27 protein-coding genes and 1 pseudogene are annotated in these 26,311 nt (G+C 66.0%); 10 read left to right on the top strand and 18 right to left on the bottom strand.

Annotation, left to right across the window (positions count from 1 at the left end; genetic code table 11):
• The coding region (locus VL15_RS43640; RefSeq protein WP_196319657.1) for a hypothetical protein at window positions 1-219 on the top strand (219 nt) is incomplete at its 5' end.
• A 268-nt stretch (window positions 220-487) separates the two neighbouring features.
• On the opposite strand, the pseudogene VL15_RS33575 reads toward VL15_RS43640, so the two are convergent.
• The 5 genes and pseudogenes from VL15_RS33575 to VL15_RS33555 form a co-directional block, all read right to left on the bottom strand.
• Window positions 488-643, bottom strand: a pseudogene (locus tag VL15_RS33575) (copper-binding protein); the annotation flags it as partial.
• A gap of 1 nt (window position 644) precedes the next feature.
• The gene (locus tag VL15_RS33570; RefSeq protein WP_048251109.1) at window positions 645-1,436 is read right to left on the bottom strand and encodes a DUF2182 domain-containing protein; all 792 of its coding nucleotides are present in this window, start codon (window positions 1,434-1,436) and stop codon (window positions 645-647) included.
• Window positions 1,433-2,077 carry a DUF1326 domain-containing protein gene (locus VL15_RS33565; RefSeq protein ID WP_048251108.1) on the bottom strand — a complete coding sequence of 215 codons (645 nt, stop codon included), beginning with the start codon at window positions 2,075-2,077 and terminating at the stop codon, window positions 1,433-1,435. The genes VL15_RS33570 and VL15_RS33565 overlap by 4 nt, the downstream gene beginning before the upstream one ends.
• Window positions 2,078-2,255: 178 nt before the next feature.
• Window positions 2,256-2,555, bottom strand: coding sequence for a hypothetical protein (locus tag VL15_RS33560; protein ID WP_048251107.1), 300 nt, complete (start codon window positions 2,553-2,555; stop codon window positions 2,256-2,258).
• A gap of 316 nt (window positions 2,556-2,871) precedes the next feature.
• Complete coding sequence (locus VL15_RS33555; RefSeq protein WP_048251106.1) at window positions 2,872-3,120, bottom strand: hypothetical protein; 249 nt, start codon at window positions 3,118-3,120, stop codon at window positions 2,872-2,874.
• A 138-nt stretch (window positions 3,121-3,258) separates the two neighbouring features.
• Between VL15_RS33555 and VL15_RS33550 the strand changes: the two genes are divergently transcribed.
• On the top strand, window positions 3,259-3,669 hold the full coding sequence (locus VL15_RS33550) for a hypothetical protein (protein ID WP_048251105.1): 411 nt from the start codon (window positions 3,259-3,261) through the stop codon (window positions 3,667-3,669).
• A 19-nt stretch (window positions 3,670-3,688) separates the two neighbouring features.
• Here VL15_RS33550 and VL15_RS33545 read toward each other — a convergent pair whose 3' ends face one another.
• The 5 genes from VL15_RS33545 to VL15_RS33525 form a co-directional block, all read right to left on the bottom strand.
• Entirely contained in the window at window positions 3,689-4,216 is a 528-nt protein-coding gene (locus VL15_RS33545) for a transferase hexapeptide repeat family protein (RefSeq protein WP_048251104.1), read from the bottom strand.
• A 3-nt stretch (window positions 4,217-4,219) separates the two neighbouring features.
• Entirely contained in the window at window positions 4,220-5,164 is a 945-nt protein-coding gene (locus tag VL15_RS33540; RefSeq protein ID WP_048251103.1) for an electron transfer flavoprotein subunit alpha/FixB family protein, read from the bottom strand.
• Between the two features lie 16 nt (window positions 5,165-5,180).
• Complete coding sequence (locus VL15_RS33535; RefSeq protein ID WP_048251102.1) at window positions 5,181-5,930, bottom strand: electron transfer flavoprotein subunit beta/FixA family protein; 750 nt, start codon at window positions 5,928-5,930, stop codon at window positions 5,181-5,183.
• Window positions 5,931-5,968: 38 nt separating this feature from the next.
• Window positions 5,969-6,757: an SDR family NAD(P)-dependent oxidoreductase gene (locus VL15_RS33530; protein ID WP_048251101.1), complete on the bottom strand. Its 789-nt coding sequence runs from the start codon at window positions 6,755-6,757 to the stop codon at window positions 5,969-5,971.
• 61 nt (window positions 6,758-6,818) lie between these two features.
• Complete coding sequence (locus tag VL15_RS33525) at window positions 6,819-7,655, bottom strand: alpha/beta fold hydrolase (protein WP_048251100.1); 837 nt, start codon at window positions 7,653-7,655, stop codon at window positions 6,819-6,821.
• A gap of 138 nt (window positions 7,656-7,793) precedes the next feature.
• Here VL15_RS33525 and VL15_RS33520 point away from each other — a divergent pair, with 138 nt between their 5' ends.
• The 6 genes from VL15_RS33520 to dmpG all read left to right on the top strand — a co-directional run bounded on the left by VL15_RS33520 (window position 7,794) and on the right by dmpG (window position 14,557).
• A complete protein-coding gene (locus tag VL15_RS33520) occupies window positions 7,794-8,573 on the top strand; it encodes an SDR family oxidoreductase (RefSeq protein ID WP_048251099.1) in 780 nt (259 codons plus the stop codon).
• 156 nt (window positions 8,574-8,729) lie between these two features.
• Window positions 8,730-10,295, top strand: a complete 1,566-nt coding sequence (locus VL15_RS33515; RefSeq protein WP_048251098.1) for a DUF1302 domain-containing protein — start codon at window positions 8,730-8,732, stop codon at window positions 10,293-10,295.
• Window positions 10,296-10,336: 41 nt separating this feature from the next.
• A complete protein-coding gene (locus VL15_RS33510; RefSeq protein ID WP_048251097.1) occupies window positions 10,337-11,719 on the top strand; it encodes a DUF1329 domain-containing protein in 1,383 nt (460 codons plus the stop codon).
• 94 nt (window positions 11,720-11,813) lie between these two features.
• On the top strand, window positions 11,814-12,596 hold the full coding sequence (gene dmpE / locus VL15_RS33505) for a 2-oxopent-4-enoate hydratase (RefSeq protein WP_048251096.1): 783 nt from the start codon (window positions 11,814-11,816) through the stop codon (window positions 12,594-12,596).
• A 13-nt stretch (window positions 12,597-12,609) separates the two neighbouring features.
• Window positions 12,610-13,509, top strand: a complete 900-nt coding sequence (locus tag VL15_RS33500; RefSeq protein WP_048251095.1) for an acetaldehyde dehydrogenase (acetylating) — start codon at window positions 12,610-12,612, stop codon at window positions 13,507-13,509.
• A gap of 16 nt (window positions 13,510-13,525) precedes the next feature.
• Window positions 13,526-14,557 (top strand): 4-hydroxy-2-oxovalerate aldolase, encoded by a 1,032-nt coding sequence (dmpG, locus tag VL15_RS33495; protein ID WP_048251094.1) that lies wholly within the window; start codon window positions 13,526-13,528, stop codon window positions 14,555-14,557.
• A gap of 184 nt (window positions 14,558-14,741) precedes the next feature.
• Here dmpG and VL15_RS33490 read toward each other — a convergent pair whose 3' ends face one another.
• Window positions 14,742-15,644 (bottom strand): LysR family transcriptional regulator, encoded by a 903-nt coding sequence (locus VL15_RS33490; RefSeq protein WP_080971032.1) that lies wholly within the window; start codon window positions 15,642-15,644, stop codon window positions 14,742-14,744.
• A 184-nt stretch (window positions 15,645-15,828) separates the two neighbouring features.
• Between VL15_RS33490 and VL15_RS33485 the strand changes: the two genes are divergently transcribed.
• A complete protein-coding gene (locus VL15_RS33485; protein WP_053077755.1) occupies window positions 15,829-17,187 on the top strand; it encodes a lipase family protein in 1,359 nt (452 codons plus the stop codon).
• A gap of 224 nt (window positions 17,188-17,411) precedes the next feature.
• Here the strand turns inward: VL15_RS33485 and VL15_RS33480 are convergent, their stop codons facing one another.
• A complete protein-coding gene (locus VL15_RS33480; RefSeq protein ID WP_048251114.1) occupies window positions 17,412-17,660 on the bottom strand; it encodes a hypothetical protein in 249 nt (82 codons plus the stop codon).
• A complete protein-coding gene (locus VL15_RS33475; RefSeq protein WP_053077754.1) occupies window positions 17,657-18,904 on the bottom strand; it encodes an alkaline phosphatase family protein in 1,248 nt (415 codons plus the stop codon). The genes VL15_RS33480 and VL15_RS33475 overlap by 4 nt, the downstream gene beginning before the upstream one ends.
• Before the next feature lie 411 nt (window positions 18,905-19,315).
• Between VL15_RS33475 and VL15_RS33470 the strand changes: the two genes are divergently transcribed.
• On the top strand, window positions 19,316-20,122 hold the full coding sequence (locus VL15_RS33470; RefSeq protein WP_048251092.1) for an alpha/beta fold hydrolase: 807 nt from the start codon (window positions 19,316-19,318) through the stop codon (window positions 20,120-20,122).
• A gap of 167 nt (window positions 20,123-20,289) precedes the next feature.
• On the opposite strand, the gene infA is transcribed toward VL15_RS33470, so the two are convergent.
• From infA to VL15_RS33445, 5 genes are all read right to left on the bottom strand, one after another.
• Window positions 20,290-20,553, bottom strand: coding sequence for a translation initiation factor IF-1 (infA, locus tag VL15_RS33465; RefSeq protein ID WP_048251091.1), 264 nt, complete (start codon window positions 20,551-20,553; stop codon window positions 20,290-20,292).
• A gap of 473 nt (window positions 20,554-21,026) precedes the next feature.
• Window positions 21,027-21,230 carry a cold-shock protein gene (locus tag VL15_RS33460; RefSeq protein WP_006483056.1) on the bottom strand — a complete coding sequence of 68 codons (204 nt, stop codon included), beginning with the start codon at window positions 21,228-21,230 and terminating at the stop codon, window positions 21,027-21,029.
• 283 nt (window positions 21,231-21,513) lie between these two features.
• A complete protein-coding gene (locus tag VL15_RS33455) occupies window positions 21,514-22,593 on the bottom strand; it encodes a Rieske 2Fe-2S domain-containing protein (RefSeq protein ID WP_048251090.1) in 1,080 nt (359 codons plus the stop codon).
• A gap of 68 nt (window positions 22,594-22,661) precedes the next feature.
• On the bottom strand, window positions 22,662-25,121 hold the full coding sequence (locus VL15_RS33450) for an efflux RND transporter permease subunit (protein WP_048251089.1): 2,460 nt from the start codon (window positions 25,119-25,121) through the stop codon (window positions 22,662-22,664).
• 88 nt (window positions 25,122-25,209) lie between these two features.
• On the bottom strand, window positions 25,210-26,169 hold the full coding sequence (locus tag VL15_RS33445; protein ID WP_048251088.1) for a WD40/YVTN/BNR-like repeat-containing protein: 960 nt from the start codon (window positions 26,167-26,169) through the stop codon (window positions 25,210-25,212).
• Window positions 26,170-26,311: the final 142 nt, after the last annotated feature.

The raw sequence follows: 26,311 nt of genomic DNA, 5'->3' as shown, positions 1-26,311 counted from the left end.
GTGCCACTGCTGCTTGTGCCGCTGCTGCTTGTGCCACTGCTGCTCGTGCCGCTGCTGCTCGTGCCGCTGCTGCCACTCGTGCCGCTTGACGTACCGTTCGCAGTCGTTCCGATGGTGTTACCGCCCGGTGTCGGTGAGGTAACGTCACTGCCGCCGCACGCAGCCAGCGCGCACGCCGCGGCGATGGCGGCGAGCGCAACGTTCGCCTTGATGAAATGATTTTGCATGGAAGCCCCCGTAAGCTATTCAGCGCGATCATTTCAGCAAGCAGCTACCGTGCCATCTCTATCGGCGTTGTTAACAACCTTTCAATCGTGCCGCAGCGACCGTGCCGGTGGCCCTTTCCGGCACGACGCATCGCAAGCGAGCCCAGCCCTTCGGGTCAATCGACGCTGGCGTCCCGGCAATCTCGACGTAACATCGGCCCTGCGTTACGTAGCACGAATGGAAAAAAACCTGCCACGACCGCGCATGCGCGGCATCTGCATCACGGCCGCTTCACAAGCTTGACGATCGTAAGCGTGCCGTTGACGCTTTCGACCCGCACCCTGACCCTGTCGCCTACATGAAGCGGCGCGATCATGGCCGCGTCGGCGACCTTGAACGCCATCGTCATCGGCGGCATCCCGATGTTGTCGAGTGCATCACACGATCAACGTCACGCCAGCCCAGGCGATCAGTACGACGCCCAGCGCGCGGCCGATACGTTCGCCGCCGGGCAGGACTTTTTCCGCGAACACGACGAGCGACAACGCGGCAATCCAGACGACATTCATCACGCCGCCTACGAACAGCAGCGCCATCAGCAACCAGCAGCAGCCCACGCAATACATCCCGTGCCGCGCGCCGAGCAGGAAACTGCCGGCGACGCCCGGACGCCAGTGCGCGACCAGGAATCCGGCCGGCGCACGGCATTGCCTAAGACATGCGCGCTTCAGCGGAGAGAATTGATAGAACCCGGCCAACGCCAGCACGATCGCGGACAGGACGGCGCTCTTCGACCACAGCATCATCGCGGAGATCAGCCCGGCCGGCTGCAGCAGCTTCTGAAGCAACGCCGCGCCGATCGAGAACGCGAGCCAGGCGATCAGATAGCCAGCCAGCAGCGACACCGACGTGAACGCCGAACCGGCACCGTCCGCGCCTCGATGTCGCAGCACGCGCCGGTACAGCATCACGAGCGGCGCCGCGCTGGGCGTCATCATCGCGATCATCATCACCCACCACATCGCGATCACGGTCGGCAGCGACGGATCCATGCTGCCCATGTCGTCCGCGAGCCGATGCGGAAACAGCGCGACCGTCGTCATTTCCAGCGCCGACATGCCGGTTCCCGCGCCCGTCCACAGGTAGAACCAGCACACGCCGACGAGCGCGGCCATGCCGAGCAGCGTGATGACGCGCTCGCGCCCGAGCCAGTTGTCGAGGGGAATCATGCCGCGACGCGATGCCGGATCAGCCCGTGGTTGTTCAGGTGCAGCCGCGCGAACTGCGCATAGGTGCCGTCGAGGGTCAGCGCGATGTTGCCTTGCGAGCGCCCCGTGCCCGAGCCGATTTCGGCGATCTCGTATTCGAAGCCGTGCGGCAGGTCGATCCGTACGCGATGCTCGTCGCCCGTCACCGGGTTGCGGATCGGCTCGCCCTCGACGTCGAACACGCCATCGACGTGAATCCGGCCGCGCCGTGCATCGACATCGACGTCGAAATCGATCTTCGTGAAGATCGGATCGAACGCCTGTTCGAGCGTCGACGCGAATACCGAGAACATCGTGGCGAACGGATCGGTGTCCTGACCGGTCATGATCTTCAGCACCGCATCGCGCTGTGCCGGACTGGCACGTTCGTCGACGATCGGCTGGCACTTGCCCTTGCCTTCGTGGATCGGCCCCGGCCACTGAAACACGACCGCGATCGCGACACCGTCGAGCACCACGTCGCCGTAGTGGCCGCTGTCGATCGAAATCGCGCCCATCGCTTCGCAGCCGCCGTTGGTCGGCAGCCCGTTGAACTGACAAGGGCAACCGTATGAGCAATTGCAATTGACCAATTCGGTGCCCTGAATCTCCCACGGCGTCATGACTCCACCTCGCGCTCGGTGACATGTGAACGCTTCGAATCTAGTGCACGCCACGGTGAAATCAAAGCAGGAACGGCGGCCCGCTTCGACGCGTGAAAACCGTGCGCCACGGCGTGACGCAAGACTTTTCGAAGCAGTCGCGCGAGGCTGTTCCGGCGACCGCCGTCTCACCCGGATCTCACACGAACAGCGACGCGACGATCGCACACCACACCGCAATCGCGCCGCACAGAAACACGCGCCGCGCGACGAACATGCGCGACTCGTCGTCGGGGGTTTTCATCGGCGATGTCGCGAGAAACGGCACGCTGGCGAGGCACGCGAAGCCCAACAGCGCGGGCAGGATCACGATGTAGTCGCCGAACCGCCAGGGCAGCGGCTCGTGCCATCCCCAGTAGCCGAGAAACAGCATGCCCAGCGAAAACATCGTCGCGGCGGCCGAACTGAGCGCGACCACCGATCCCGTCGGAAATTGCATGGGAGCCTCCGTTCGCGCCGCGTGCGCGACGCGGGATCATTATCCCGGCACGGAAGGTGAAAACACAACGACCGCCGACGGCCGCCATCCACGCGCGCGAGCCGCGCTCAACCGCTCATCCCGCCCAGGATCGCCATGATCTCCGAGGCCAACCGCAGGCTCGAATGGATCCGGAACACGGGTTCGGCGTCGACGCAGGACATCGGCATCGAGCAATCGGTAAAGACCAGCGGATACACGTTGTCACGGATTGACAGAGTCGATTCGTTCGAATCGCCGCATCGTGTGTATTTCGCGGAGCACGTGCATCGCGCCCCTAACCCGGCTTCCTCGCCGACTCCACGACGGCAATCCAGCCGACCACCGCCGCAGCGACCCAGCAACAGGTGATCATCAAGTCGAGATCCATCCAACCCTCGAAATTCGTGCTGTTTTCGAAACTGCAGCGATGATGGCCCCTGACCCAGATGCAACCACTGATGAACTGCTGAACGTGCATGTAAACGTTGAACACGGCGAAAGCGGAGATAATCACGGCGACCCGCAGGCGTGTGCTGTTTTTCATTGGCGCTGAAGGCGTGGGATGAATTGCTGCCGATCTTAAGCCAACGGCGACGTGCGACGCAAATCGATCCTGCAGGGGCCCGATCCACCGGCGGGTGCGACCGATGCGCGATCGCGGCGAAAACGACGGGGAACACTGATGAGGAAGCAGGACACGATCGCATTGATCGTCGATCCCGACAGCGGCGAACGGATTCACGACATCGCCGCAATCGTGCGGCATACGTGGGTCGTGACGAGCCCCGTGAATGATGCCGTGGTCAAGCAGATCCGGATTGCGTCAGCAGCCCTGTCCGGGCAAGCCGGCGAAAGTCGCATCACCACCTTCCTCCGATATGGAAGCGACCGGGAAAGCTGGTGCGCGGGAATACTGGATGCCGTGGACGATCACCACAACAGCACAATGCATCGCGACGGCTATTCGATTCTGGAGGTCTACGGCACTCCACTTTCGGCGCGTCTTCGGCAAGCCGTCTCCAGTCTCGGATTTTCGGGGTTCAGGTCAACGGCAACAGGTTTTCGCGCCACCAGGCACGCATCCGCGGAATGACGGCTGGCCGCCGCCCCGCTCACCCGTCGATCGGCCTGATCGTCCTCAAGCAATCCGCCGCCAGCTGCTGATAAATCCGCGTGCCGTTCGCCTTCGCGTCGATCTCCGCATCGCTCAAGCGCCGCACGACCCGCCCCGGCACACCCGCGAGCAGCACGCCGCGCGGCACGTCGTAACCGGCCTTCACGAACGCGCATGCGGCGACGATCGTCGTCGCGCCGATCGTCGCGCCGTCCATCACGACCGCATTCATCCCGATCATCGTGTCCGGTTCGAGCGTCGCGCCATGCACGATCGCGCCGTGGCCTATATGGCTGTTGACACCGAGCCGGCACGTCTCGCCGATCCCGACATGCAGCACGCAGCCGTCCTGCACGTTGCTGCCGTCATCGACGACGATCGCGCCGAAGTCGCCGCGCAGGCTCGCATGCGGGCCGATGTAGCAGCGCGCGCCGATCGTCACGTCGCCGATCACGACCGCGCTCGGGTCGATATATGCGGACGGATCGACGCGCGGCCGCATCCCGTTGAATTCGAACAGCGGCATCGGTCAGAGCGCCGCGGCCGCTTCCGGCACGAGCGTGAACAGGTCGCCGACGACACCGTAGTCGGCCACGCTGAAGATTGGCGCTTCCGGATCCTTGTTGATCGCGACGATCACCTTCGAATCCTTCATGCCGGCCAGATGCTGAATCGCACCCGAGATGCCGACCGCGATGTACAACTGCGGCGCGACGATCTTGCCGGTCTGACCGACCTGATAGTCGTTCGGCACGTAGCCTGCGTCGACTGCCGCGCGCGACGCGCCGAGCGCGGCATGCAGCTTGTCGGCCAGCGGCTCCAGCACCTTCGTGTAGTTTTCGCCGCTGCCGAGGCCACGGCCGCCCGACACGACGATGCTCGCGCTGGTCAGTTCCGGACGATCCAGCTTCGTCACTTCACGGCTCACGAATTGCGACACGCGGGCGTCGGTGGCTGCCTCGATCTTCTCGATCGCAGCGTTTCCGCCAACGGCTGCCACCGCATCGAAACCCGTCGCACGCACCGTGACGACCTTGACCGCGTCGCCCGACTGCACCGTCGCGATCGCATTGCCTGCGTAGATCGGGCGTTCGAACGTATCCGCTGAAACAACCGCCGTGATCTCGGAGATCTGTGCGACGTCCAGCTTCGCGGCGATGCGCGGCGCGACGTTCTTGCCGTAAGCGGTTGCCGGCGCAACGATATGCGAGTAATGCGCCGCGACGCTCACGACCGTCGCTTCGACGTTTTCCGCGAGACCATTGGCCAACTGCGGCGCATCGGCCAGCAGCACCTTCGCCACACCCGCAATCCGTGCTGCCGCCTCGGCCGCCGCTTGCGCGTTGTGCCCTGCGACGAGCACGTGAACGTCGCCACCGCCTGCCGCGTTGAGCGCGTGCGCCGCAGCCACCGCATTCAGCGTCGCGGCCTTGATCGACGCATCGTCGTGTTCCGCCAATACCAGAATCGTCATTTCGTTGCGTTTCCTGTTACAGCACCTTGGCTTCGGTCTTCAGCTTCCCGACCAGCGTCTGCACGTCCGGCACCTTCACGCCGGCCGCGCGCTTCGGCGGCTCGTTCACCTTGAGCACTTTCAGGCGCGGCGTCACATCCACGCCCAGGTCTTCGGGCTTCACGATTTCCAGCGGCTTCTTCTTCGCCTTCATGATGTTCGGCAACGTCACGTAGCGCGGCTCGTTCAAACGCAGGTCCGTGGTCACCACGGCCGGCAGTTGAAGCGACAGCGTTTCAGCGCCGCCGTCGACTTCACGTGCGACCGTTGCCTTGCCGTCCGCCACCGTCACCTTCGACGCGAACGTCGCTTGCGGCAGGCCGGCGAGTGCGGCCAGCATCTGGCCGGTCTGGTTCGAATCGTCGTCGATCGCCTGCTTGCCGAGAATCACCAGCGAAGGTTGTTCCTTGCCGACCAGCGCCTTCAGCACCTTCGCGACGCCCAGCGGTTCGACGCTATCGGTCGACTCGACGAGAATCGCGCGATCCGCGCCGATCGCCAGCGCCGTGCGCAGCGTTTCCTGCGCCTGCGCGACGCCGACCGACACGGCGACCACCTCGGTCACGACACCGGCCTCCTTCAACCGCACGGCCTCTTCCACCGCGATCTCGTCGAACGGGTTCATCGACATCTTCACGTTCGCGATGTCGACGCCGGTCCGGTCGGATTTCACGCCGACCTTCACGTTCGCGTCGACCACGCGTTTCACTGCCACGAGCACTTTCAACTGCCTGTCTCCTGTTCCGTTGCCAGTACCGTCTCGCGTCAGCGCGCGGTGTAACCGCCGTCGATCACGAGCTCCGCACCCGTCACGTAACGGCCGGCCGGCGACACGAGATACAGGATGCCGGCCGCGATGTCGCGCGGGCTACCGATCTTCGCCATCGGCACGTGCGTCTGCAAATAACCGAACACGTTGTCGGGGTCCTGCCCCATCTGGCGGAATGCCTCCTCGAGCATCGGCGTGCGGATATAACCGGGGTGCACCGAGTTCGCGCGGATGTTCTTCGCCGCATACAGCATCGCGTCGACCTTCGCCATCATCCGCACCGCAGCCTTCGACGCGTGATACGCGGGCACGTCGGGGCCGCCGACAATCCCGTACATCGACGACAGGTTCACGATCGACCCGCCGCCGGCCGCGTCGATGTGCGGAATCGCCGCGCGCGTGCACAGGAACACGCCGTTGACGTTCACGTCCTGCACGCGCTGCCATTGCGCGAGCGTGAGCTCGTGCGTCGGTACGTTGTGCCCTTCGATGCCCGCGTTGTTCACGAGCACGTCGAGGCGCCCGAAGCGCGCGACGATCTCGCCGAACACGCGCGCCACGTCGGCCTCCTGCGTGACGTCGAGCAACCAGAACGCCGCCTGGCCGCCCTGCGCGCGGATTTCCTCGACCAGCGCTTCCGCCGGCTGCGACAGCACGTCGAGAATCGCGACGCTCGCGCCGGCGGCCGCCAGCGTGCGGGCCGTCTCCGCGCCGATGCCGCGCGCGCCGCCGGTGATCGCAGCCACCTTGCCGCGCAGGTCGAACAGTTCTTCGATGAGTTTCATGATGTCTCCGTGTAATTAGCTGGGCCGCCCATGCCGGGGCGACCTTCAATGGCATCCGGCGTTATCGCGTATTCCGCGCCGCAAGAAAATCGAGGCATTCCCGATTGAAATAGTCGGCGTGTTCCACCATCACCCAGTGGCCGCACCGGTTCATCAGCACGAAGCGCGCGTCGCGGCAGCGTTCGAGGAACTTCAGCGCGCCGCCGACCGGATTGAAGCGGTCGTCCGTGCCCCAGAAACCGAGCACCGGGCTGCGCAGGTCGCCGAGCGCGTCGGTCAGGTTCGGCACGCTCATCGTCGACAGCACTTCGGTCGGCTGCTCGACGCACACCTTCATCCGCTCGGCGACGAGCGCGTCGGTGACGATCGCCGGGTCGTGCACGAGCAGCGTCAGCAGTTCGCGCATCGTGTCGTCATTCATCTGGCGATTGGTGAACAGCTTCACCATCCGCTGAATTCCTTCCATCCGGAAATAGGTGTCGCGATCCTCGACGCCGCCCGGCGCCATCATGATCAGCCCGTCCACCTCGTCCGGATAGTCGAGCGCGTATTTCAGCGCGATCGCGCCGCCGAGCGAGTTGCCGAGCAGCACGGCCGGCCCGATCCCGAGCGCGGCAAGCTGCGCATGCAGCGCGCCGACGAAGAAATCGAGCGTATAGGCCACATCGGACGGCTTCGACGACTGCCCGTAGCCGGGCAGGTCGACGACGATCGCGCGATAGCCGGCCGCCGCGAACGCGGGGACGTTGTGCTTGAAATTGCTGAAACCGCTGGCGCCCGGGCCGCTGCCGTGGATGAACACCACGGGCCGGCCCTCGCCCGCCTCGTAATGGTGAAGGCGCAGGCCGCCCGGTACGTCGGTGAAGATGCCGGCCGGCGGCGTCGTGGGGATCGTCATCGCGGGTTGTCTCCTTCGTCGATCGATGGATGCTTGCCCCGATGATTGCGCCGCCGGCGCCGGCCGGCATCATCCTTTCAGACTACGAAGCCGCGCGCGCTTCTTTCTATCATCGGCCCACCGAAACGGAGGCTGACGATGAACGGATTCGACTACAGCGGCAAGACGGTGCTCGTGACGGGCGGCACCAAGGGCATCGGGCGGCGCATCGCCGAACGGTTTCTCGCGGCAGGGGCGCGCGTGTTCGTCTGCGGACGCAGCGCGCCCGACACGCCGCCTATGGCCGGCGGCCGCACGGCGACGTTCGTCGCGGCCGACCTGCGCGACATCGAACAGGTCGACGCGATGCTTGCGACGATCCGCGATACGGCGGGCGGCCTCGACGTGCTCGTCAACAACGCGGGTGGCTCGCCGTTCGCGCTCGCGGCCGACGCATCGCCGCGCTTCACCGAATCGATCGTACGGCTGAACCTGATCGCGCCGCTGCAGCTCGCGCAGCGCGTGAATGCGATCATGCAGCCGCAGCCGCACGGCGGCGTAATGCTGTTCATCGCGAGCGTCAGCGCGTCGCGGCCGTCGCCCGGCACGGCCGCGTACGGCGCCGCGAAAGCGGGCCTCGTCAACGCGGTCACGTCGCTCGCGGTCGAGTGGGCGCCGCGCGTGCGCGTGTGCGCGATCAGCCCGAGCCTCGTGCAGACCGATTCGGCCACCGAAGGTCACTACGGCGACGACAACGCGCTCGATGCGATCCGCGCGACGATTCCCGCCGGACGGCTCGCGACGCCGGACGACGTCGCGTCCGCGTGCCTGTTCCTCGCGTCGCCCGACGCGTCGTACACGTCGGGCGCGAACCTGCGGCTCGACGGCGGCGGCGAGCGGCCGGCGTTCCTGAGCGCCGCGCAGTCGGCCGCGCGTTGAACCATGCGATGCAAGCGGTGCAGGACGAATCGTTGCCAGTCCTAGGGAAGTCATCTAGTTCATTTTGACGATTCCCTGCTACCGCGATCTCCCTACTCTGCCTCTCACGACAACACACATAGACGACCGTCGTCGATACCCCCAAGAGGAGACACCATGCATCAACGGATTTCGCGCCGTACCGACAAGCGGGCAACCGCCACGCTGTCGACGCTGGCCGCCGCGCTGCTGACATGCGCCGTTCCCAGCGCGCATGCAGGCAGCACGATCGAGCTGGGCGCCGACACGACGCTGGACTATACGTTCACGCTCAGTTACGGCCTCGGCATGCGCACGCGCGCACCGAGCGGCAATCTGCTGACGCCGGCGAACATCAACGGCGACGACGGCGATCGCAACTTCGCGAAGAACAAGCTGATCGAGAACCAGGTCAGCCTGCTCGGCGAAGTGAACCTGAAGCACGACGACTGGGGCGTGTTCGTCCGCGCGGACACGTTCTACGACCAGGCCTACCACCGCCCGAACTACAACGATGCACCGGACACCGTGAACCACTCGGGCCAGTACAACAACTTCACGAGCGACGCGCGCTACTGGTCGGGCGGCCACACGACGCTGCTCGCGGCGTATGCGTACAACACGTTCCACATCGGTTCGACGAGCCTGAACGTGAAGGTCGGCGACCAGGTCGTCGCGTGGGGCGAAAGCCTGTTCTTCCCGAACATCGCGGGCGCGCAGGGGCCGTCCGACGCGACCAAGTCGTACATGGCCGGCGCGGAGGTGAAGGACATCCTGCTGCCGGTGCCGCAGATCTCGACGCAGTGGCAGATCACGCCGCGCCTGAGCCTGCTTGCGTACTACCAGTTCTCGTTCCAGCAGAACCGCCTGACCGCGCCGGGTTCCTACTGGAGCTATTCGGACGTCACCGGCCCCGGTGCGCAGTACATCATCGGCCCGGGCGGGATGCTGATTCCGCGTGGCGCCGACGAGAAGCCGAGCGCACGCAACCAGTGGGGTATCGGCGCGCGCTTCCGCGTGCTCGGCGACACCGAGCTCGGCCTGTACTACCTGCACTACAACGACATGAACCCGAGCGTCGTCACGTCGTTCTACCCGACGCTCCAGTACCAGCAGACCTATTTCAACAACATCAAGCTGACGGGCGCGAGCTTCTCCACCCAGATCGGCCCGGTGAACGTCGCGGGCGAGGCATCGTACCGCCAAGGCGCATCCGTCCTCGTCAACACGCCGACGGGCGTGCAGTCGACGCGCGCGAACGTCGTGCAGACCAACCTGTCCGGCATCTACTCGATCGGGCCGAGCTTCCTCGCGAATTCGCAGTCGCTGATCGGCGAACTCACGTACGTGCACGCGGGCAGCATCTCGGAGCTCGGCGGGTCGACCACGCTCGCGAACACGCGCAACGCGCTCGCGCTCGAAGTCGCATGGACGCTCAGCTACAAGAACGTGTTCAACGGCTGGGATCTCGACGTGCCGCTGACCTACACGCACAACCTGGCGGGCACGTCGCCGCTGGCCGGTGCACTCGGCTCGCTGACGGGCCAGGGCGACCACCGCGTGACCGCCGGCGTCACCTTCACGCGCCTGAGCAACCTGTCGCTGTCGCTCGTCTACGCGAAGTTCCTCGGATCGCCGAACCCGGTCACGCGTCCGCTCTCGGACCGCGACTACGTACTGGCCACGGCGACCTACCACTTCTGAGCGGCCCGGCCGCTCGTCACTCAGCAAGAAGAGGATTAGTCATGAAGCGAATTCATCTCCCCCTCCTGCGCGCGTCGGTGATAGCCGCGTGCGCGCTCGCCGCGACGGCGTCGTACCCGAAGGTCACGACAGACGACCTGAAGGCGCTCGACGGCCTGTTGACCCCGATGGGTGCGGTCCGCGCCGCGAGCAAGGACAGCAGCGTGCCCGAATGGTCGGGCAAGTGGCTCGGCGCGCCGTCCGACGTGCAGTACAAGCGCGGCAGCCGCTACCCCGATCCGTTCGCCAGCGAGAAGCCGGTCGCGACGATCACCGCGGAGAACATGGCGCAGTACGCGGAGCACCTGACCGACGGTCAGAAGGCGATGTTCAAGCGCTATCCGACCACGTTCAAGATCATCGTCTACCCGACCCATCGCGACTTCCGCTACCCGGATGCCGTCTACAAGGACATCCGCGCATACGCGCCCGATTCGACGATGACGTCCGACGCGAACGGCCTCACGAACGCGCCGCCGACGGTGCCCTACCCGATCCCGAAAACCCCCGCCGAACTGCTGTGGAACCAGCGTTTCTCGTCGTCGATCGGCACCGAGCAGGCCACCTACGACCAGGCGGTCGTGTACTCCGACGGCAACATCGCGTGGGGCAAGGTGCGCTACGACATCTACTCGCCGCGCAACGTCGGCAAGTACGACGTGAAGAGCGACCTGAACAACCGCACGTACTACCGCAACGCGACGGAGCTGCCGCTGTCCGACCGCGGCTCGCTGATCGTCGGCTTCACGAACTGGGACAAGGCCGGCGCCGACAACTCGTCGCGCACGTGGATGTACAACCCCGGCACGCGGCGCGTGCGCCAGGCGCCCGAATACGGCTATGACCAGCCGCAGGGCCCGGGCGGCTTCCGCACCGTCGACGACGACCGCCTGTACAACGGCCCCGGCGACCGCTACGACTGGAAGATCGTCGGCAAGCGCGAGATCTACGTGCCCTACGACAACTACAAGGTGATGGACAGCGCGGTGAAGTACGGCGACCTGCTGACCAAGGGCCACGAGAACCCGGCGTATATCCGCTACGAGCTGCATCGCGTGTGGGTGCTGCAGGCGACGCTGAAGAGCGGCTATCGCCACCAGTATGCGAAGCGTGTGCTGTACATCGACGAGGATTCGTGGCAATCGCTGCTCGCCGACAACTACGACGCACGCGGCCAGCTGTGGCGCACCAACGTCGCGACGTCGCTGTACGCGTATGACGCGAAGGTGTTCTACCCGAGCGCGGTGTTCTTCCACGACCTGATCTCGGGCGCATACATGGCCGACCGCCTGACCAACGAAGGCCCGATGCCGAAGCTCGACAACAGCCCGCAGTTCAACGAGGCGTACTTCTCGCCGGACGCGATCCGCAGTTCGGGTAACTAAGCGACGCGGAATGCCCGCGACCCACGCGCCGGAGCCCTGCTCCGGCGCACGACGCCGCCCGCGACGGCGGCCTTTTCCATTCGAGGGCCCTTTCATGTCTTCCCGCCTGCATACGACGCTCGGCGACGAGCTGTACGCCGCGTGGCACGCGCGTGCGCCGGTCGCGCCGCTGTCGAGCCGCCCGCGCCGGCTGTCGCTCGACGACGCGTACCGCATCCAGCAGCGCTTCATCGAACGCCGCGTCGAACACGGCGAAGCGGTGGTCGGCAAGAAGATCGGCGTGACGAGCCAGGCCGTGCAGGACATGCTGAACGTGCGCCAGCCCGATTTCGGCATCCTGCTGTCGGGCATGCACTACGCGGCCGGCGAGGCAATTGCCGCCGACTCGCTGATCGCGCCGCGCGCCGAAGGCGAGATCGCATTCATCCTCGCGCACGACCTGCGCGGCCCCGGCATCGACCGCACCGACGTGATCGCCGCGACGGCCGCCGTCGCGCCCTGCTTCGAGATCGTCGATTCGCGCATCCGCGACTGGGCGATCCGCATCGAGGACACCGTCGCCGACAACGCGTCGTGTGGCGTGTACGTGCTCGGCGACGCGCGCGTCGACCCGCGCACGCTCGATCTCGCCGCGTGCGAGATGTCGATCGAGAAGAACGGCGAGCCCGTCGCGCAAGGGCGCGGCGATGCTGCGCTCGGTCACCCCGCCGACGCGGTCGCGTGGCTCGCGAACACGCTCGCCGCGTACGACGTGCCGCTGCTTGCCGGCGAGATCGTGCTGTCCGGCTCGCTCGCGAAACTGATTCCGGTCACGGCCGGCGACGCGCTGTCGATGCACATTTCCGGCATCGGCAGTTGCGACGTCCGCTTTATCTAAAGGAACCCTCCCGATGAAGAAAATCAAATGCGCACTGATCGGTCCCGGCAACATCGGCACCGACCTGCTGTACAAGCTGCGCCGCTCGCCGGTGCTCGAACCCGTGTGGATGGTCGGCGTCGATCCGGCCTCCGACGGCCTCGCGCGGGCACGCGAATTCGGCCTGAAGACCACCGACAAGGGTGTCGACGGGCTGCTGCCGCACGTGGCCGCCGACAACATCCGCATCGCGTTCGACGCGACGTCGGCCTACGTGCACCGCGACAACTCCGACAAGCTCACTGCGCTCGGCGTGCGGATGATCGACCTGACGCCCGCCGCGATCGGGCCGTACTGCGTGCCGCCGGTAAACCTCGACGCGCATCTCGACAGCGCGCAGATGAACGTGAACATGGTGACCTGCGGCGGCCAGGCGACGATCCCGATGGTGTACGTGGTGTCGCGCGTGCAGCCGGTCGCGTACGGCGAGATCGTCGCGACCGTGTCGTCGCGCTCGGTCGGCCCCGGCACGCGCAAGAACATCGACGAATTCACGCGCACGACGTCCGGCGCGATCGAACAGGTCGGCGGTGCACGCAAGGGCAAGGCGATCATCGTGATCAACCCGGCCGAGCCGCCGCTGATCATGCGCGACACGATCCACTGCCTGACCGACGGGCCACCCGACGTCGAGGCCATTACCGCGTCGGTGCACGCGATGGTCAAGGAAGTGCAGCGCTACGTGCCGGGCTACACGTTGAAGAACGGCCCGGTGTTCGACGGCAATCGCGTGTCGGTGTTCATGGAAGTCGAAGGGCTCGGCGACTACCTGCCGAAGTACGCGGGCAACCTCGACATCATGACCGCCGCCGCGGCCGCCACGGCCGAGCGTTTCGCCGAACAGATGCTGGCCGCGACGGCCGCCACCGCTTGAGTTGAGGAGCCACGCGATGTCACTTGCAGGCAAGAAGATCACCGTCCACGACATGTCGCTGCGCGACGGGATGCACCCGAAGCGCCACCAGATCACGCTCGACCAGATGCGCAACATCGCGCGCGGGCTCGACGCGGCCGGCGTGCCGCTGATCGAGGTCACGCACGGCGACGGGCTCGGCGGTGCGTCGGTCAACTACGGTTTCCCCGCGCATACCGACGAGGCGTACCTGAGCGCCGTGATTCCGGAGCTGAAGCAGGCCAAGGTGTCGGCGCTGCTGCTGCCCGGCATCGGCACCGTCGAGCACCTGCGCATGGCGCACGAACTCGGCGTCGGCACGATCCGCGTCGCGACGCACTGCACCGAGGCCGACGTGTCGGAACAGCACATCGGCCTCGCGCGCACGCTCGGGCTCGACACGGTCGGTTTCCTGATGATGGCGCACATGTCGCAGCCGGAGCAGCTCGTCGTGCAGGCGAAGCTGATGGAGTCGTACGGCGCGAACTGCATCTACATCACCGATTCGGCCGGCCACATGCTGCCCGACGACGTGACCGCGCGGATCGGCCAGGTGCGCGACGCGCTGAAGCCGGAGACGGAACTCGGCTTCCACGGCCACCACAACCTCGCGATGGGCGTCGCGAACTCGGTCGCGGCGGTCGCCGCCGGCGCGAACCGGATCGATGCGGCCGCGGCCGGCCTCGGCGCCGGCGCGGGCAATACGCCGATGGAAGTGTTCGTCGCGGTGTGCGACCGAATGGGCATCGAGACGGGCGTCGACGTGTTCGCGATCTCGGACGTCGCCGAGGATCTCGTCGTGCCGATCATGGACGCGCCGATCCGTCTCGACCGCGATGCGCTGACGCTCGGTTATGCGGGCGTCTACTCGTCGTTCCTGCTGTTCGCGAAGCGCGCGGAAGCGAAGTACGGGATTCCCGCGCGCGACATCCTCGTCGAACTGGGCCGTCAGCGGCTCGTCGGCGGCCAGGAGGACATGATCGAGGATGCGGCGCTGACGATGGTGCGGGCGCGGGAGGTCGCGGCGTAATCGAATGTGGCCGGCATCCATCCGGAAGCGGTGTGAACGGGGTGCAAGCCCCGTTTTCTTTTGATGGAGGCGAGAAGAAGCGACGGATCGCCATGCCGGGCATGTCGGTTGCGCGCCGGTTGCCCTGGGGCCTGTCTTACATTCGATGAAATAGGTCTGCCGGCGTGATTCACGCAACAACGCATCAGCAACGCTCGAGCCCCGGGATACGTTGCATCGCTGCCCTAAGTAACTCGACGAGCATCTGCGCGTTTGCCGACAAACCACCGTCCGCCCGCGTCAGCAAGCCGACAATCGTCTCCGGCAGCGGATCGGTCACCTGAAGCAGCACGATGTCGGGATTGGCGACGATCTGAGCGGCCAACTCACCGGGCGCTATCGAGATTGCGTCCGTGCTTTTCACGGCAACGATGCCTGCGGTGACGTTCTGCGCCTCGATGATCAACGGCTCGTCGGCCGCACCGGAGCGTGGATGATTGAAGAACAGGTCAAGCACGCTCGCGCGCGATCCGGCGTAAATCCATCCATAGCGCACCAGATCGTCGATACCGCATGGCCGCCCTGCCAACGGGTGATCTCGTCGGGCGACCACCACCGCGCGCGATCGAAACCATGGTTCGAACCTGAAGAAGTTCGTGAGCTGATCGGATTCGATCGCACATATGCCGAAGTCGAGCGATCCGTCTCGCAGGCCGGGTAGGACACTGGACAGAAAGCCGTCGGCGATGCGCAGCGGCGCGTGCGGCCGGGACGCCACAAAAGCGGGCAACGCATGCGGAAGCAACAAAGCCGTTGCGACAGGCAAAACGCCCATCGAGACGCGGGCGCGCTCATCAGAACGAATGTCGCCGGGCAGGAGTTCCATCTGGCTGACGATAAGCATCGCCCGCGGTAACAGCGATGCCCCGGCGGCAGTCAGCGTAGCGCCGCGTACACCTCGCGAGAACAGCGCGACACCGAGATCCTCTTCGAGCGTCTTGATCGTCTTCGTTACCGCAGCCTGCGATATGTCCATGGAACGCGCTGCCGCACGAATGCTGCCCAACGTTGCAGCGCGAACGAATGCCAGTACCTGCGGGTATTTCATTGACGACAATCCCAGGTTATCGCATGTACCAAAAAAGCGTCTTTTGCGAGTTTATTTTCCGCACCACTATTCTTCGGCCTCCTTCACGGAAGGCCGGTCCGGACGAAAACGGCACGTCAGTGTAGCCATTCTCCGTCGGAGACCGAAATCCAGGTAATTTCATGGACCACTCAAGTGGATACATATGAAAAAAATCAGATGGTTTGGAGACTCGATCTGGCTGGTTTTGCTCGGTAGCGCGGTGATGCTTCTGGCGGCGGGCTGCGGCGGAAGCGCGGACAGCGCGCCCCAGCCGCCAAGCGGCCCTGTTCCCGTGTCCAACGCAGCAGTTGGCGACGGCGGCGTCCCGTCGTTCTACGTGTGGACCAGTCAAGTGCCCGGTACACCGGGCCAACTGCTGCGTCAGCAACCGCTGGATGCCAATCTTGCGCTCGACAACTCGGACCCGTCGCAGAACGTTCGCATGCTCTACACGTCGACTGACGGCGTCGACGGAAAAACGCCCGTTGCCGTTTCCGGTGCCGTCTATTTTCCGAAGGGAACCCCGCCGGCAAACGGTTGGCCCGTCATCGCGTGGACGCACGGCACCGTCGGCGTAGCCGACGTGTGCGCCCAGTCGTACACGCAGCGGTCGGATCGCGACAAGGCTTACCTCGGCACGTTTCTGGCGCAAGGCTACGCGATTGTCGCAACCGACTATCAGGGTCTCGGCACGCCCGGCCCTCACCCTTACGTGTTGACGCGCGCCGAAGCGTACAGCGCGCTCGACAATCTGCGTGCGGCGCTGGCGATGTTTCCGGGCGTGCTCGCAAACAAGGTGGTATTGGTCGGCCAGTCGCAAGGTTCGGGGGCCACAATCGCCACGTTGCAATATGCGCCGACCTATGCCCCTGACGTACACATCGTGGGCGGTGTCGCAACAGGTGTCGCCTTCGGGTTTTCGGGCACCAATCCGGCACCGCAGATTCCCGCGCCCGTCGTCAGCAACAGCCTTCTACCCGTCTCGGGTGATGCGCTTGAAGACATGCTCATTTGGCGCGGCACCGCGCCCGCGGAAAATCCGGCCTTCGACATCACACCTTATCTGTCCGATAGCGCCAAGCCTCTGTTCGCCGCAACGATAACGAATTGCATCGACACGCTCGAAACGATGGAGAGCTCGGAAGGTATTACGGAGGCCAATTACCTGAAGGCAAGGCCACCCGCGAGCCTGGTTGCACCGGTGCTGAGTCGCTTCCCGACGCCTATCGCGGGCTTCTCGGTGAAGGTCCCGTTATTCACGGGAACCGGGCTCGCCGACTCGTTAACGGGGACGCCTGCCGCGTACAACTTCATCTCTACCGCATGCAGCCTTGGGGTCGACATCGAGTGGCACTATTATCCGGGCCTGACGCACAGCGGCGCGGTGAACGGTTCGCTCGTGGACTCGTTGCCCTTCATCAAGAAGGTGCTGGCGGGAGAGCCCGTGGTGAGCAACTGCAGTTCGCTGGTGGTTCCGGGTCCTTTGCAACCGGCGACACCTGGGCAGCCGTTCAATACGTAGTCCAAAAGATGTAGTGCAGCTGATCGATGCCCGAGCGTGAGCGAAAAATACTCGGTCAGTCGGTGAGTCTGGCATCTCGATTTCGTGACGAAATCGGGATGCCACAGCCGAGGCCCACGGCTTCGTTTCCATCACGCGCGCCAACCGGGCATGTCCGCCGTATGCCTTCGCCCGGAATTCCTTCGGCGGATCGCGCCACCGACATCCGCTCGCCGCACCACCCGTCAGCGATGCTTCCCGCCGTGCCGACGCTTCCGATGCGCCGCACGCGCCTGCTGCAGCGACGGCATCAGTTCCTCGATGTATTGCCGCGCCTGCCCGCGCGTGACGATTTCGCTGAAGCGCTGATGGGCCTTGTCCTGACCGACCAGCGCCGCATGCGCTTTCTTCAGGATGTGCAGATACGCGATCAGGCTCGTGCCGTCGCGCACGGGCAGCGCATCGCGCGGGTCCGGAGCCGGGGTCGTGCTCATGTTCCGATCCTTTGCGGGCAGTCGGTCCGGCACGTCGCCGTCACGAGCGCCAGCAGGTCGTTGGCAAGGCGGTCGCGGTCGGTCAGCGGCGCAAGGCCGAACAACCGGCCGAGCGTCGCGGCCACCGACGCATGATCGTACGGCGTGTGGTCGACCTGCCCGGCCGCGACCCATGGTGAAATCACGATCGCCGGCACGCGCACGCCGTACACGTCGAAGCCGAAGCCGCTCGCGTTCAGCGTCGCGGCCGCGCCATCGTTCGGCGGCGGCGCGGCGCCCGGCTTGACCGAATCGTAGAAGCCGCCGTGCTCGTCGTAGGCGATCACGAGCAGGCTGCTGTTCCACAGCGGTGAATTGCGGATCGCGTTGTACACGCGCGCGGCGAGCTGGTCGCCGCCGGCCAGCCCGTCCATCGGGTGTTGCGAGCTGCCGTTCTCGTAGGTGCCGTGCACGATGTCGCCGTAGCCGGGCTCGATGAACGTATAGCGCGCCGTGTAGCCGGCCGCGAGATCGGCTTCGAAATGCGCGAGGTCGTCGACGTCGAAGAAGCTCACGCCCTTCAGCGACGCGACCTGCGGCACATGGCCAAGCGGATCGCCGGTCTGGTCCTGGTAGATGCGCCAGTTGCCGTCGCCGAGCGCGCCGAAAATCGAACCCTTCGGATAGGAGAAACCGTCGACCGTGTCCCACCCGCCCATTTCCTCCTTGGTCGGCGAATGGTCGAGCCCGGCCGACGACGCGCCGTGCAGGAAGAACCGGTTCGGCCAGGTCGGCCCCGGCATCGACGCATGCCATGCGTCGCACAGCACGAACGCGTTCGCGAGCGCGTACAGCGACGGCGCGTTCGTCTGCACGTCAGCGCCCTGCATGATCTTGCCCGCGTCGGCCGGCTGCGGCGGCGTACCCTCGGAATGCGACGTCGCGTAGTTCGACACGAACCCCGAATTGGCGACGGGCGGATAAGCCTGTCCTTTCACGAACGGCACACCCGGGCCGCAGAGCTGCTCGAGCACGTCGGTGAATTCGTGGCAAGGATCGGTCGGCATTCGGTCCGGCGCACCGCCGCCGAATGGATAGACCGCGCCGCCGTACGCGTTGCTGTTGCCCGGCGACGCGGCGACGATGTCGGCGATGCCCGACAGCGCGAACAGGTGATCGAACGAGCGGTTCTCGAGCATCAGCACGAACACGTGCTGGATGCGCTGCTGAACCGGCGGGGCTGCGGGGGCTGCGTCTGCACTCATGGCGCCTCCTGGCGTCGCGCGACGAATGTCCGGCGGGCACGATCGGCGGCGCGCTGAAAGCGATTGAAGGCAATTGAAAGCAATGCCCGCGAGCCGCGAATTGCCGACGAGTGTACGACCGCGCCGGCCCGCACGTAAAGCCATACGCGAACCGCGCTGCCGCGCGTGCGTTCAGCGGCCGGCCGGCGCGGTTTTCCGCGTAACGAACATCGGGCCGACGATCGCGTCGCAGCTGTCGGACGGCAACCTCTGGGTCAATACGCGGCGCACCGACGTGTCGGGCCCGATGGTGCGCCGAACGTTGACTTTCGCCGATCGGCCCGATACGATCGATACACTTTCAAGACGCCCTCCCGGTCCGCCGGGAGGGCGTTTCGTTTTGGTTCACCCACCAAAAGGAAACCCCTTGAAATGAACCCTGTCGACACCCTCGCCTCGCGCCCGAACGCCGACCACGACGGCCTCGGCTACCTGCGGCACGGCACCGGCCCCGAATGCGTGATGGTCATGCACGACTGGCTCGGCGACCGGACGAACTACGCGGCGCTATTGCCGTATCTCGACGAAACGGCCTTCACGTACGTCTTCGTCGACTTGCGCGGCTACGGAACCTCCATCCACCTGAACGGCGCCTGCACCGTCGACGAGATCGCGGCCGATTGCCTCGCGCTCGCGGACCGGCTCGGCTGGCAGCGTTTTCACGTCATCGGCCATTCGATGACCGGCATGGCGACGCAACGGATCGCCGCCAACGCGCCGTCGCGCATCAAGAGCGCGATCGCCGTGTGCCCGGTGTCGGCGGCCGGCAATCGCCTGAACGACGATGCACGCGCGTTCTTCGCGAGCACGGCCGAAAACGACGACGCGTTTCGCCGGCTCGTGCGATTCGTGACGGGTGGTCTGTCGGCGCGCTGGGCCGACGTGAAACTGCGGCAGAACCGCGAGCGCGTGGCGCCGGGTTGCCGGCTCGCCTATCTCGACATGCTGACGGGAACGGATTTCGTCGATGACATACGCGGGCTGGACACGCGCTTTCTGGTGATCGTCGGCGACAAGGATCCGGGGCTCGACGAAGCGGCGATGCAGGCGACGTTCATGGCCTGGCACCCGAACGCGCGGCTCGTGACGATCCCGAATTGCGGTCATTACCCGATGCAGGAATGTCCGCCGTATTTCGCGATGATCGTCGAGGATTTCCTGCGGGACGCGGCCGCTTGAGCGTGGAACACGCAACGCGACCGGAGAAGACGGTGCTGGCCGCCGCGGCGTGACGACGCCGCCGGCGACCGACGAACGGCACGACGTGTGCTGTCCATCCGGTTCGTCCGACCGCCTGGCCGGACGGGAGTCGATCGGTACGGTGTAACGCGCCCGATCGTTGCCGCTTAACGGCGCGGTTGCCCGGTTCGCGGCGGACGCGGCGAATTCGCGTCCTTGTGCCGGAAGTTGATACGGCCCTTGGTCAGGTCGTACATCGACAGTTCCAGCGTCACGCGGTCGCCCGCGAGAATGCGGATGTGGTTCTTGCGCATGCGGCCCGACGCGTACGCGCCCACCACGACGCCGTTTTCCAGCGTGACACGGTATTTGCTGTCCGGCAGCACTTCGTCGACGATCCCGTCGAGTTCCAGCAGTTCTTCTTTTGCCAAACCAATTCCTCCAGACAAGGTGATTGACCGCGGCCGCGGCGATCTGCCGGGCGCCGTTTCCCGCAACGGGACGACGGCTGGCAGGCTGCCGGGTATCGGTTCGTTCAGACGGGCCACAGGCCTGTCTTGCGATCGGAGCCCGGCGCGTTGCGGCGTTCGGGCGGTCAGTGGCGGCGGCGCAATGAGCGCCGCGCAAGTCGGGACCGCGCCGGCTACTACGGCATGGCGGCGGTCTGCTCGGGTTGATGCGTTGAAGCGGTGATGCGCTGGCGAAGCGGCGGGCGCTTCGCGAGGGCGTTGCGTCGCACGCCGGTCAGGCATGCGATGAGGGAGGCGTCACGACCGATGCATCGTGAATGACGCGATGCATCGGTCGTGCGCATCGGAATCGCGCTGGCCGCCGATAAAACAGGCGCCCCGCGCGAAAGTCCATCCGGCAGCAGCCACCGATTGGCGGCCGATGCCGTTGCGGCTTACTGCGGCGTGATGTTCGACGCTTGCAGACCCTTCGGGCCGCGCTTCACTTCGAAGCTGACCTTCTGGCCTTCGGCCAGGGTCTTGAAGCCCGTGCCGCGAATTTCCGAGAAATGGGCGAACAGATCGTCGCCGCCGTTGTCCGGGGAGATGAAACCAAAGCCCTTGGTTTCGTTGAACCACTTGACGGTACCGGTATCCACAAATACTTCCTTAATACGAATAATTGAACATGCGCCCACGACAGGCACAGAAAGAATCAAAGAGGGAAAGGCCAACGACCGCCGCACGGAGTGCGGCCAATGATGAGCTATCGAACTTCTTGAAGACTTCGGTCACGGACACTACGCGGCAACCGCCGTTTCGTCAAGTTCTTTCTATGCAGCACGGGCGCGCGAATGCCGCGTGCGCCTTATGCGGCGGGTGTTGCCGGCCGACGGCGCGCATTTCGATGCGCCCCTCATTTTTCGGCCGGCGCGCCCGTTTTTACTGCGGCTCGAACACGTGATGCAACGCCGGCGGCTCGGCGCCGTCGCGAATCCGCATTTCAAATGCCTTACGCGCGACGCTCGTCGGCCGCACATCGGCCGCGTCCAGATAGAACTGCGAATACCAGTCGCGCATCTGGTACAGCGGCCCGTCGCCTTCGCACAGCAGCGGGTTGTCGATCCGCGTCTTGCTGTGCCAGATGTCGACGTCCTCGTAGAACGCGCGCTGCGCTTCCTTCACGTACGCGTTCGCGATCTCCAGGTTCTGCTCGTCGCTGAGCCCGACCACCTTCTTCACGATCACGCCGTAACGCAGCTCGAAGCTGTTCATGTCGATCGGCACGTGGCAATTCAGCAGCACCGAATGGATCGGCTGCCCGTTGCTCTGCCCCGTCATCTGCGTGATGTGCACGGCCGGCCCGAAATACGTCGACAGCGCGGTCAGGCTGTCGCCGCCGAGCTTCTCGCTGCGGCCGACCATCAGCTGCGTCGCCTTGTGATCCTCGAACAGGTTCGCGAAATAGTCGATCGGCGCGCGGTGCACGGTCGCGAAGTGCGCGACGTCCGAGATGTTGTCGACCAGCTCGCGGCAGTTGGCCTGGATCACCATCTTGTCGACCACCCAGTCCGACCATTCGTCGGAGAAGCACACGTCGAGACGCGGAATCGCGACGTCCGCCGGCGGCGCGTTGCCTTCCGGGTCGTTCCAGACGAACAGCAGGTTGTTTTCCTCGCAGGTCGGCCATGCGCCGATGCGCGCCTTCGGCGGAATCCGCTTGCAGTATGGGATCGACGCGCACTGCCCTTCGCCGCTCCAGGCCCAGCCGTGGAACGGGCACACGAGGTTGTCGCCCTGGACCGTGCCGAGGCTCAGGTCGGCGCCCATGTGCGGGCAGTAGGCGTCGACGACATTGACCTTGCCGGTCGAATCGGCGAACGCGGCGAGCTTGCGGCCGAACACGTTCAGCGTGTGCGGCTTGCCGTCCTTGTAGTCGCGGGCGAGCCCGAGGCAGTGCCAGCCGCGCGCATAGCGCTGCGCGAGCGGCTGGGCTTCGATCTTGTAAGGGCGTGCGGACATGTGGGTTGACTCCTCTCGTGGGGAACGCGCGGCGGCCCGCCGCGCGCGGGGTGATGGGGGTGCGCCGCTCAGCGCATCGGATTGCCGTGTTCGAACGCGGTTGCCTGCTGCCGCGACGGCGCGGCCACCGGCGACGGCGACGACTGTGTCGCGCGGCGCTCGGCCCGCTCGACGCCGAGCCACGCGGCGAGCGCGGGCAGCAGGAACACCGCGCCGAACAGGTTCACGAGGAACATGAACGCGAGCAGCACGCCCATGTCGACCTGGAACTTCAGCGCGGAGAACGCCCACGTGCCGACGCCGATGAACATCGTGACGGCCGTGAACAGCGCCGCCGTGCCGCGCTGGCGCATCGCGTCGGCAAACGCGTCCGGCAGCGACGCGCCGTGGCGGATGTCGTGCTGCAGGCGCTCGTACAGGTAGATCCCGTAGTCGACGCCGACCCCGACGCCGAGCGTGATCACCGGCAACGTCGCGACCTTCAGCCCGATGCCGAGGCGCGCCATCACCGCGTTGCACAGGATCGACACGAGCGTGAGCGGCACGACGATGCACAGCACCGCGCGCCACGAGCGGAACGTGACCGCGCAGAGCAGCGCGATCGCGCCGAAGATCGACAGCAGCATCGCGATTTCCGCGTCGCCGACCGCCTCGTTGGTCGCGGCCATCACGCCGACGTTGCCGCCCGCGAGCCGGAACGCGACGTTCGGCGTCGGGTTCTCGGCCGCGAAGCGCTTGATCTCGTCGACGATGTGCGCGATGGTCGTGCCCTCGTGGTTCTTCGTGTAGATCAGCACCTGGATCGCCTTGCAGTTCGCGGTGTTCATCCCGTTGTCGGGGTCGAACGCGTTGGAACCCTGCGTGAGCCCGTCGCTGGAACGCGGCAGCGCGGCCCAGCGCGGGTTGCCTTCGTTGAACGCGGCGATGAACACCTTGCCCTGCGACGACACGCTCGTCACCGACTGCACGCCGGCCACGCCGCGCATGTTCATCTCGAACTTCTCGATCGCGCTCATCACCGGGTAATGCAGGCACGCGTCGTCGAAGCCGGTCGTCTCGACGATCACCGACAGCACGTCCACGCCGATGTTGTACTGGTGCGTGATCGCCGCGTTGTCGATGTTGTAGCGCGAGTTCGCGCGCAGTTCCGGTGCGCCGGTGCCGATGTCGCCGATCTCCAGCTTGCGCGATTCGAGCGTGCCGTACGCGAGCAGCGCGAGCGCCACCGCGAACACGCCGAGCGCGGGCGCCGGCCGGGCGAACACCGCGAAGCGCGACCACATCCGGCTGCCGCCGGCCGCCGCCGTGCGCTGCGCGCGCGCCAGCGTGCCGCGTTCGAGACGCGTGTACGACAGCAGGATCGGCAGGAACACCTTGTTCGTCACGATCATCAGCAGCACGCCGAGGCACGCGGTGATGCCGAGCTCGCGCACGATGTCGATCCTGATCCGCATGATCACCATGAAGCCGAGCGCGTTGGTCAGCAGCGCGACGGTGCCCGGCACGAACAGCTTGCGGAACGCGTCGCGTGCGGCGTCGACCGACGACTCGCCGCGCACCAGCGCCTGCTTCCATGCGTTGGTCATCTGCACCGCGTGCGATACGCCGATCGAGAAGATCAGGAACGGCACGAGGATCGACATCGGGTCGATGCCGAGCCCGAGCAGCGGCAGCGCGCCGAGCAGCCAGACAACCGGCAGCAGCGCGACGACGAGCGCCAGCACGGTGGTCTTCAGCGAGCGCGTATAGCCGAACAGCAGCGCGGCCGTCACGAGGAACGCGAGCGCGAAGAACGCCATCACGCCCGCGATGCCGCTCTCGACGTCGCCGACCAGCTTCGCGAAGCCGATGATGTTCACGTCGATGCCCTGCTTCGCGTACTTCGCGCGGATCTCCTCGAGCTGGCGCGCGACCGCGCTGTAGTCGAGCCGCTTGCCGGTGGCCGGGTCGGTCTCGCGCAGCTCGGCGCGGATCAGCGCCGACTTCAGGTCGTTGCCGACGAGGCGGCCGATCTGCCCCGAACGCGCGACGTTGCGGCGCACCTTCGCGAGATCGTCCGGGTTCGCGCTCGAGAACTGGCCCGGCACGACCACGTCGCCGCGAAACCCGGCCTCGGTCACCTCGGTGTAATGGACGTTCGGCGTGAACAGCGAGAACACGCGCGAGCGGTTCACGCCCGGGATGAAGAACACATCGTCGGTCGCATGGCGCAGCGCGTCCATGAACGTCTGGTTGTAGATGTCGCCGTCGCCCTTCCAGCGCAGGCTCACGAGGATCGTGTTGGCGCCGGGGAACGCGCCCGCATAACGCTCGAACACCTGCATGTACGGGTGCTGCATCGGGATCATCTTGTTGAAGCCCGGATCGAGCTTCAGGCGCGTCGCGGACAGCCCGAGCGCGAGCGTCACCGCCACGCAGAGCAGCATCAGCAGCCGGCGCTGGCGAATGATCGTGTTGGCGCAGCGCTCGACGAAGGTGGCGAGGCGCGACGCGGGAACGGCTTCAGGGGGGCGTGACAGGTCGTTCATGGAATTCTCGTGTCGGTACGGACTGGCGATGCGAAACGAACCAAAGCGGACGAAAACCGGCGGCCACTGCGGCCGCCGTGGCCGCGCATCAGGACGGCGCCGCGGCGAGCGGCGCGACGCCGGCCTCGCCGCCGAGCAGCAGCGCGCCGTGGCCCATGTCGAGCACGGCCGCGAGGCTCTGCACGCCGCCGAGCTTGCGCACGTCGAAGGTCAACCCGCCGTCGCGCGACGCGACGATCGCACCGCCCTGACCGACCAGCACGAGTTCGCCGTCGGTCAGCTGGGTCGCGCCGAAGTACGACACCGGCACGTGGCTGTCGACATGCGTCCAGGTCGCGCCGCGATCGGTGCTGCGCACCACATTGCCGCGCATCCCGTACGCGACCCAGTCGCCGTTCGCGAGCATCAACGCGCCGAACAGCGAGCCGGCGTACGGCGAAGGCAGCTTGTCCCAGGTGACGCCGTTGTCGGTCGAGCGCAGCAGCGTGCCGCTCTCGCCCGCGATCAGCAGGCTGCCGTGGCCGTCGCCGACGATCGCGTTCAGGTGACGGTCGCCGGCGGGCGTCTTGACCGTCTGCCAGTTGACGCCGGCGTCGTCCGAGCGCAGCAGCTGGCCGAAGCTGCCGGCCGCGAACAGCGGGCCGTCGGCGGTGCCCCACACCGACAGCAGCGGATCGGAATGCGCGTGGTCCATGTGCACCTCGCGCCAGTGCACGCCCGCGTCGTCGCTGCGGATAATCCGGCCGTCGTGGCCGACCGCGATCCCGAGCATCGGCGTGATGAAGCGCACCTGCGTGAGCGTCGACGCCTGGTCGGGCGTGACCGACGCCGGCCGCCAGTGGGCGCCCGCGTCGTCGCTCAGCAGGATCACGCCACGTTCGCCGACCGCGACGATCCGCGCGCCGGCCCGGGCGAGCCCGTTGATCTGCAGCCGGTCCGCATGGATCGCGGTGACCGGGAACGCCGGCAGCGGGCGCGGCGAGAACGCGAACAGCGCGGCGCCGAGCACGAGCGCCGACATCGCGAGTCCGGGCAAAGTTCGTTTCATGCTTGTCTCCTGTGTCTGCGTTCGACGGCGGTTCGCGCAGAAGCGCCAACCACCGTCGCCTGCAAATCTCCGGGCCGTCGGTCTTTGCCGCGGCCTCGAATGGTCCTGAATGGCTGGCCGCCGTCTCCGGCGGCCGATTCGG

The organism is Burkholderia cepacia (genome assembly GCF_001039005.1).
Classification (GTDB): domain Bacteria; phylum Pseudomonadota; class Gammaproteobacteria; order Burkholderiales; family Burkholderiaceae; genus Burkholderia; species Burkholderia theae.
This window is presented reverse-complemented; position numbering and strand designations above follow the sequence as displayed.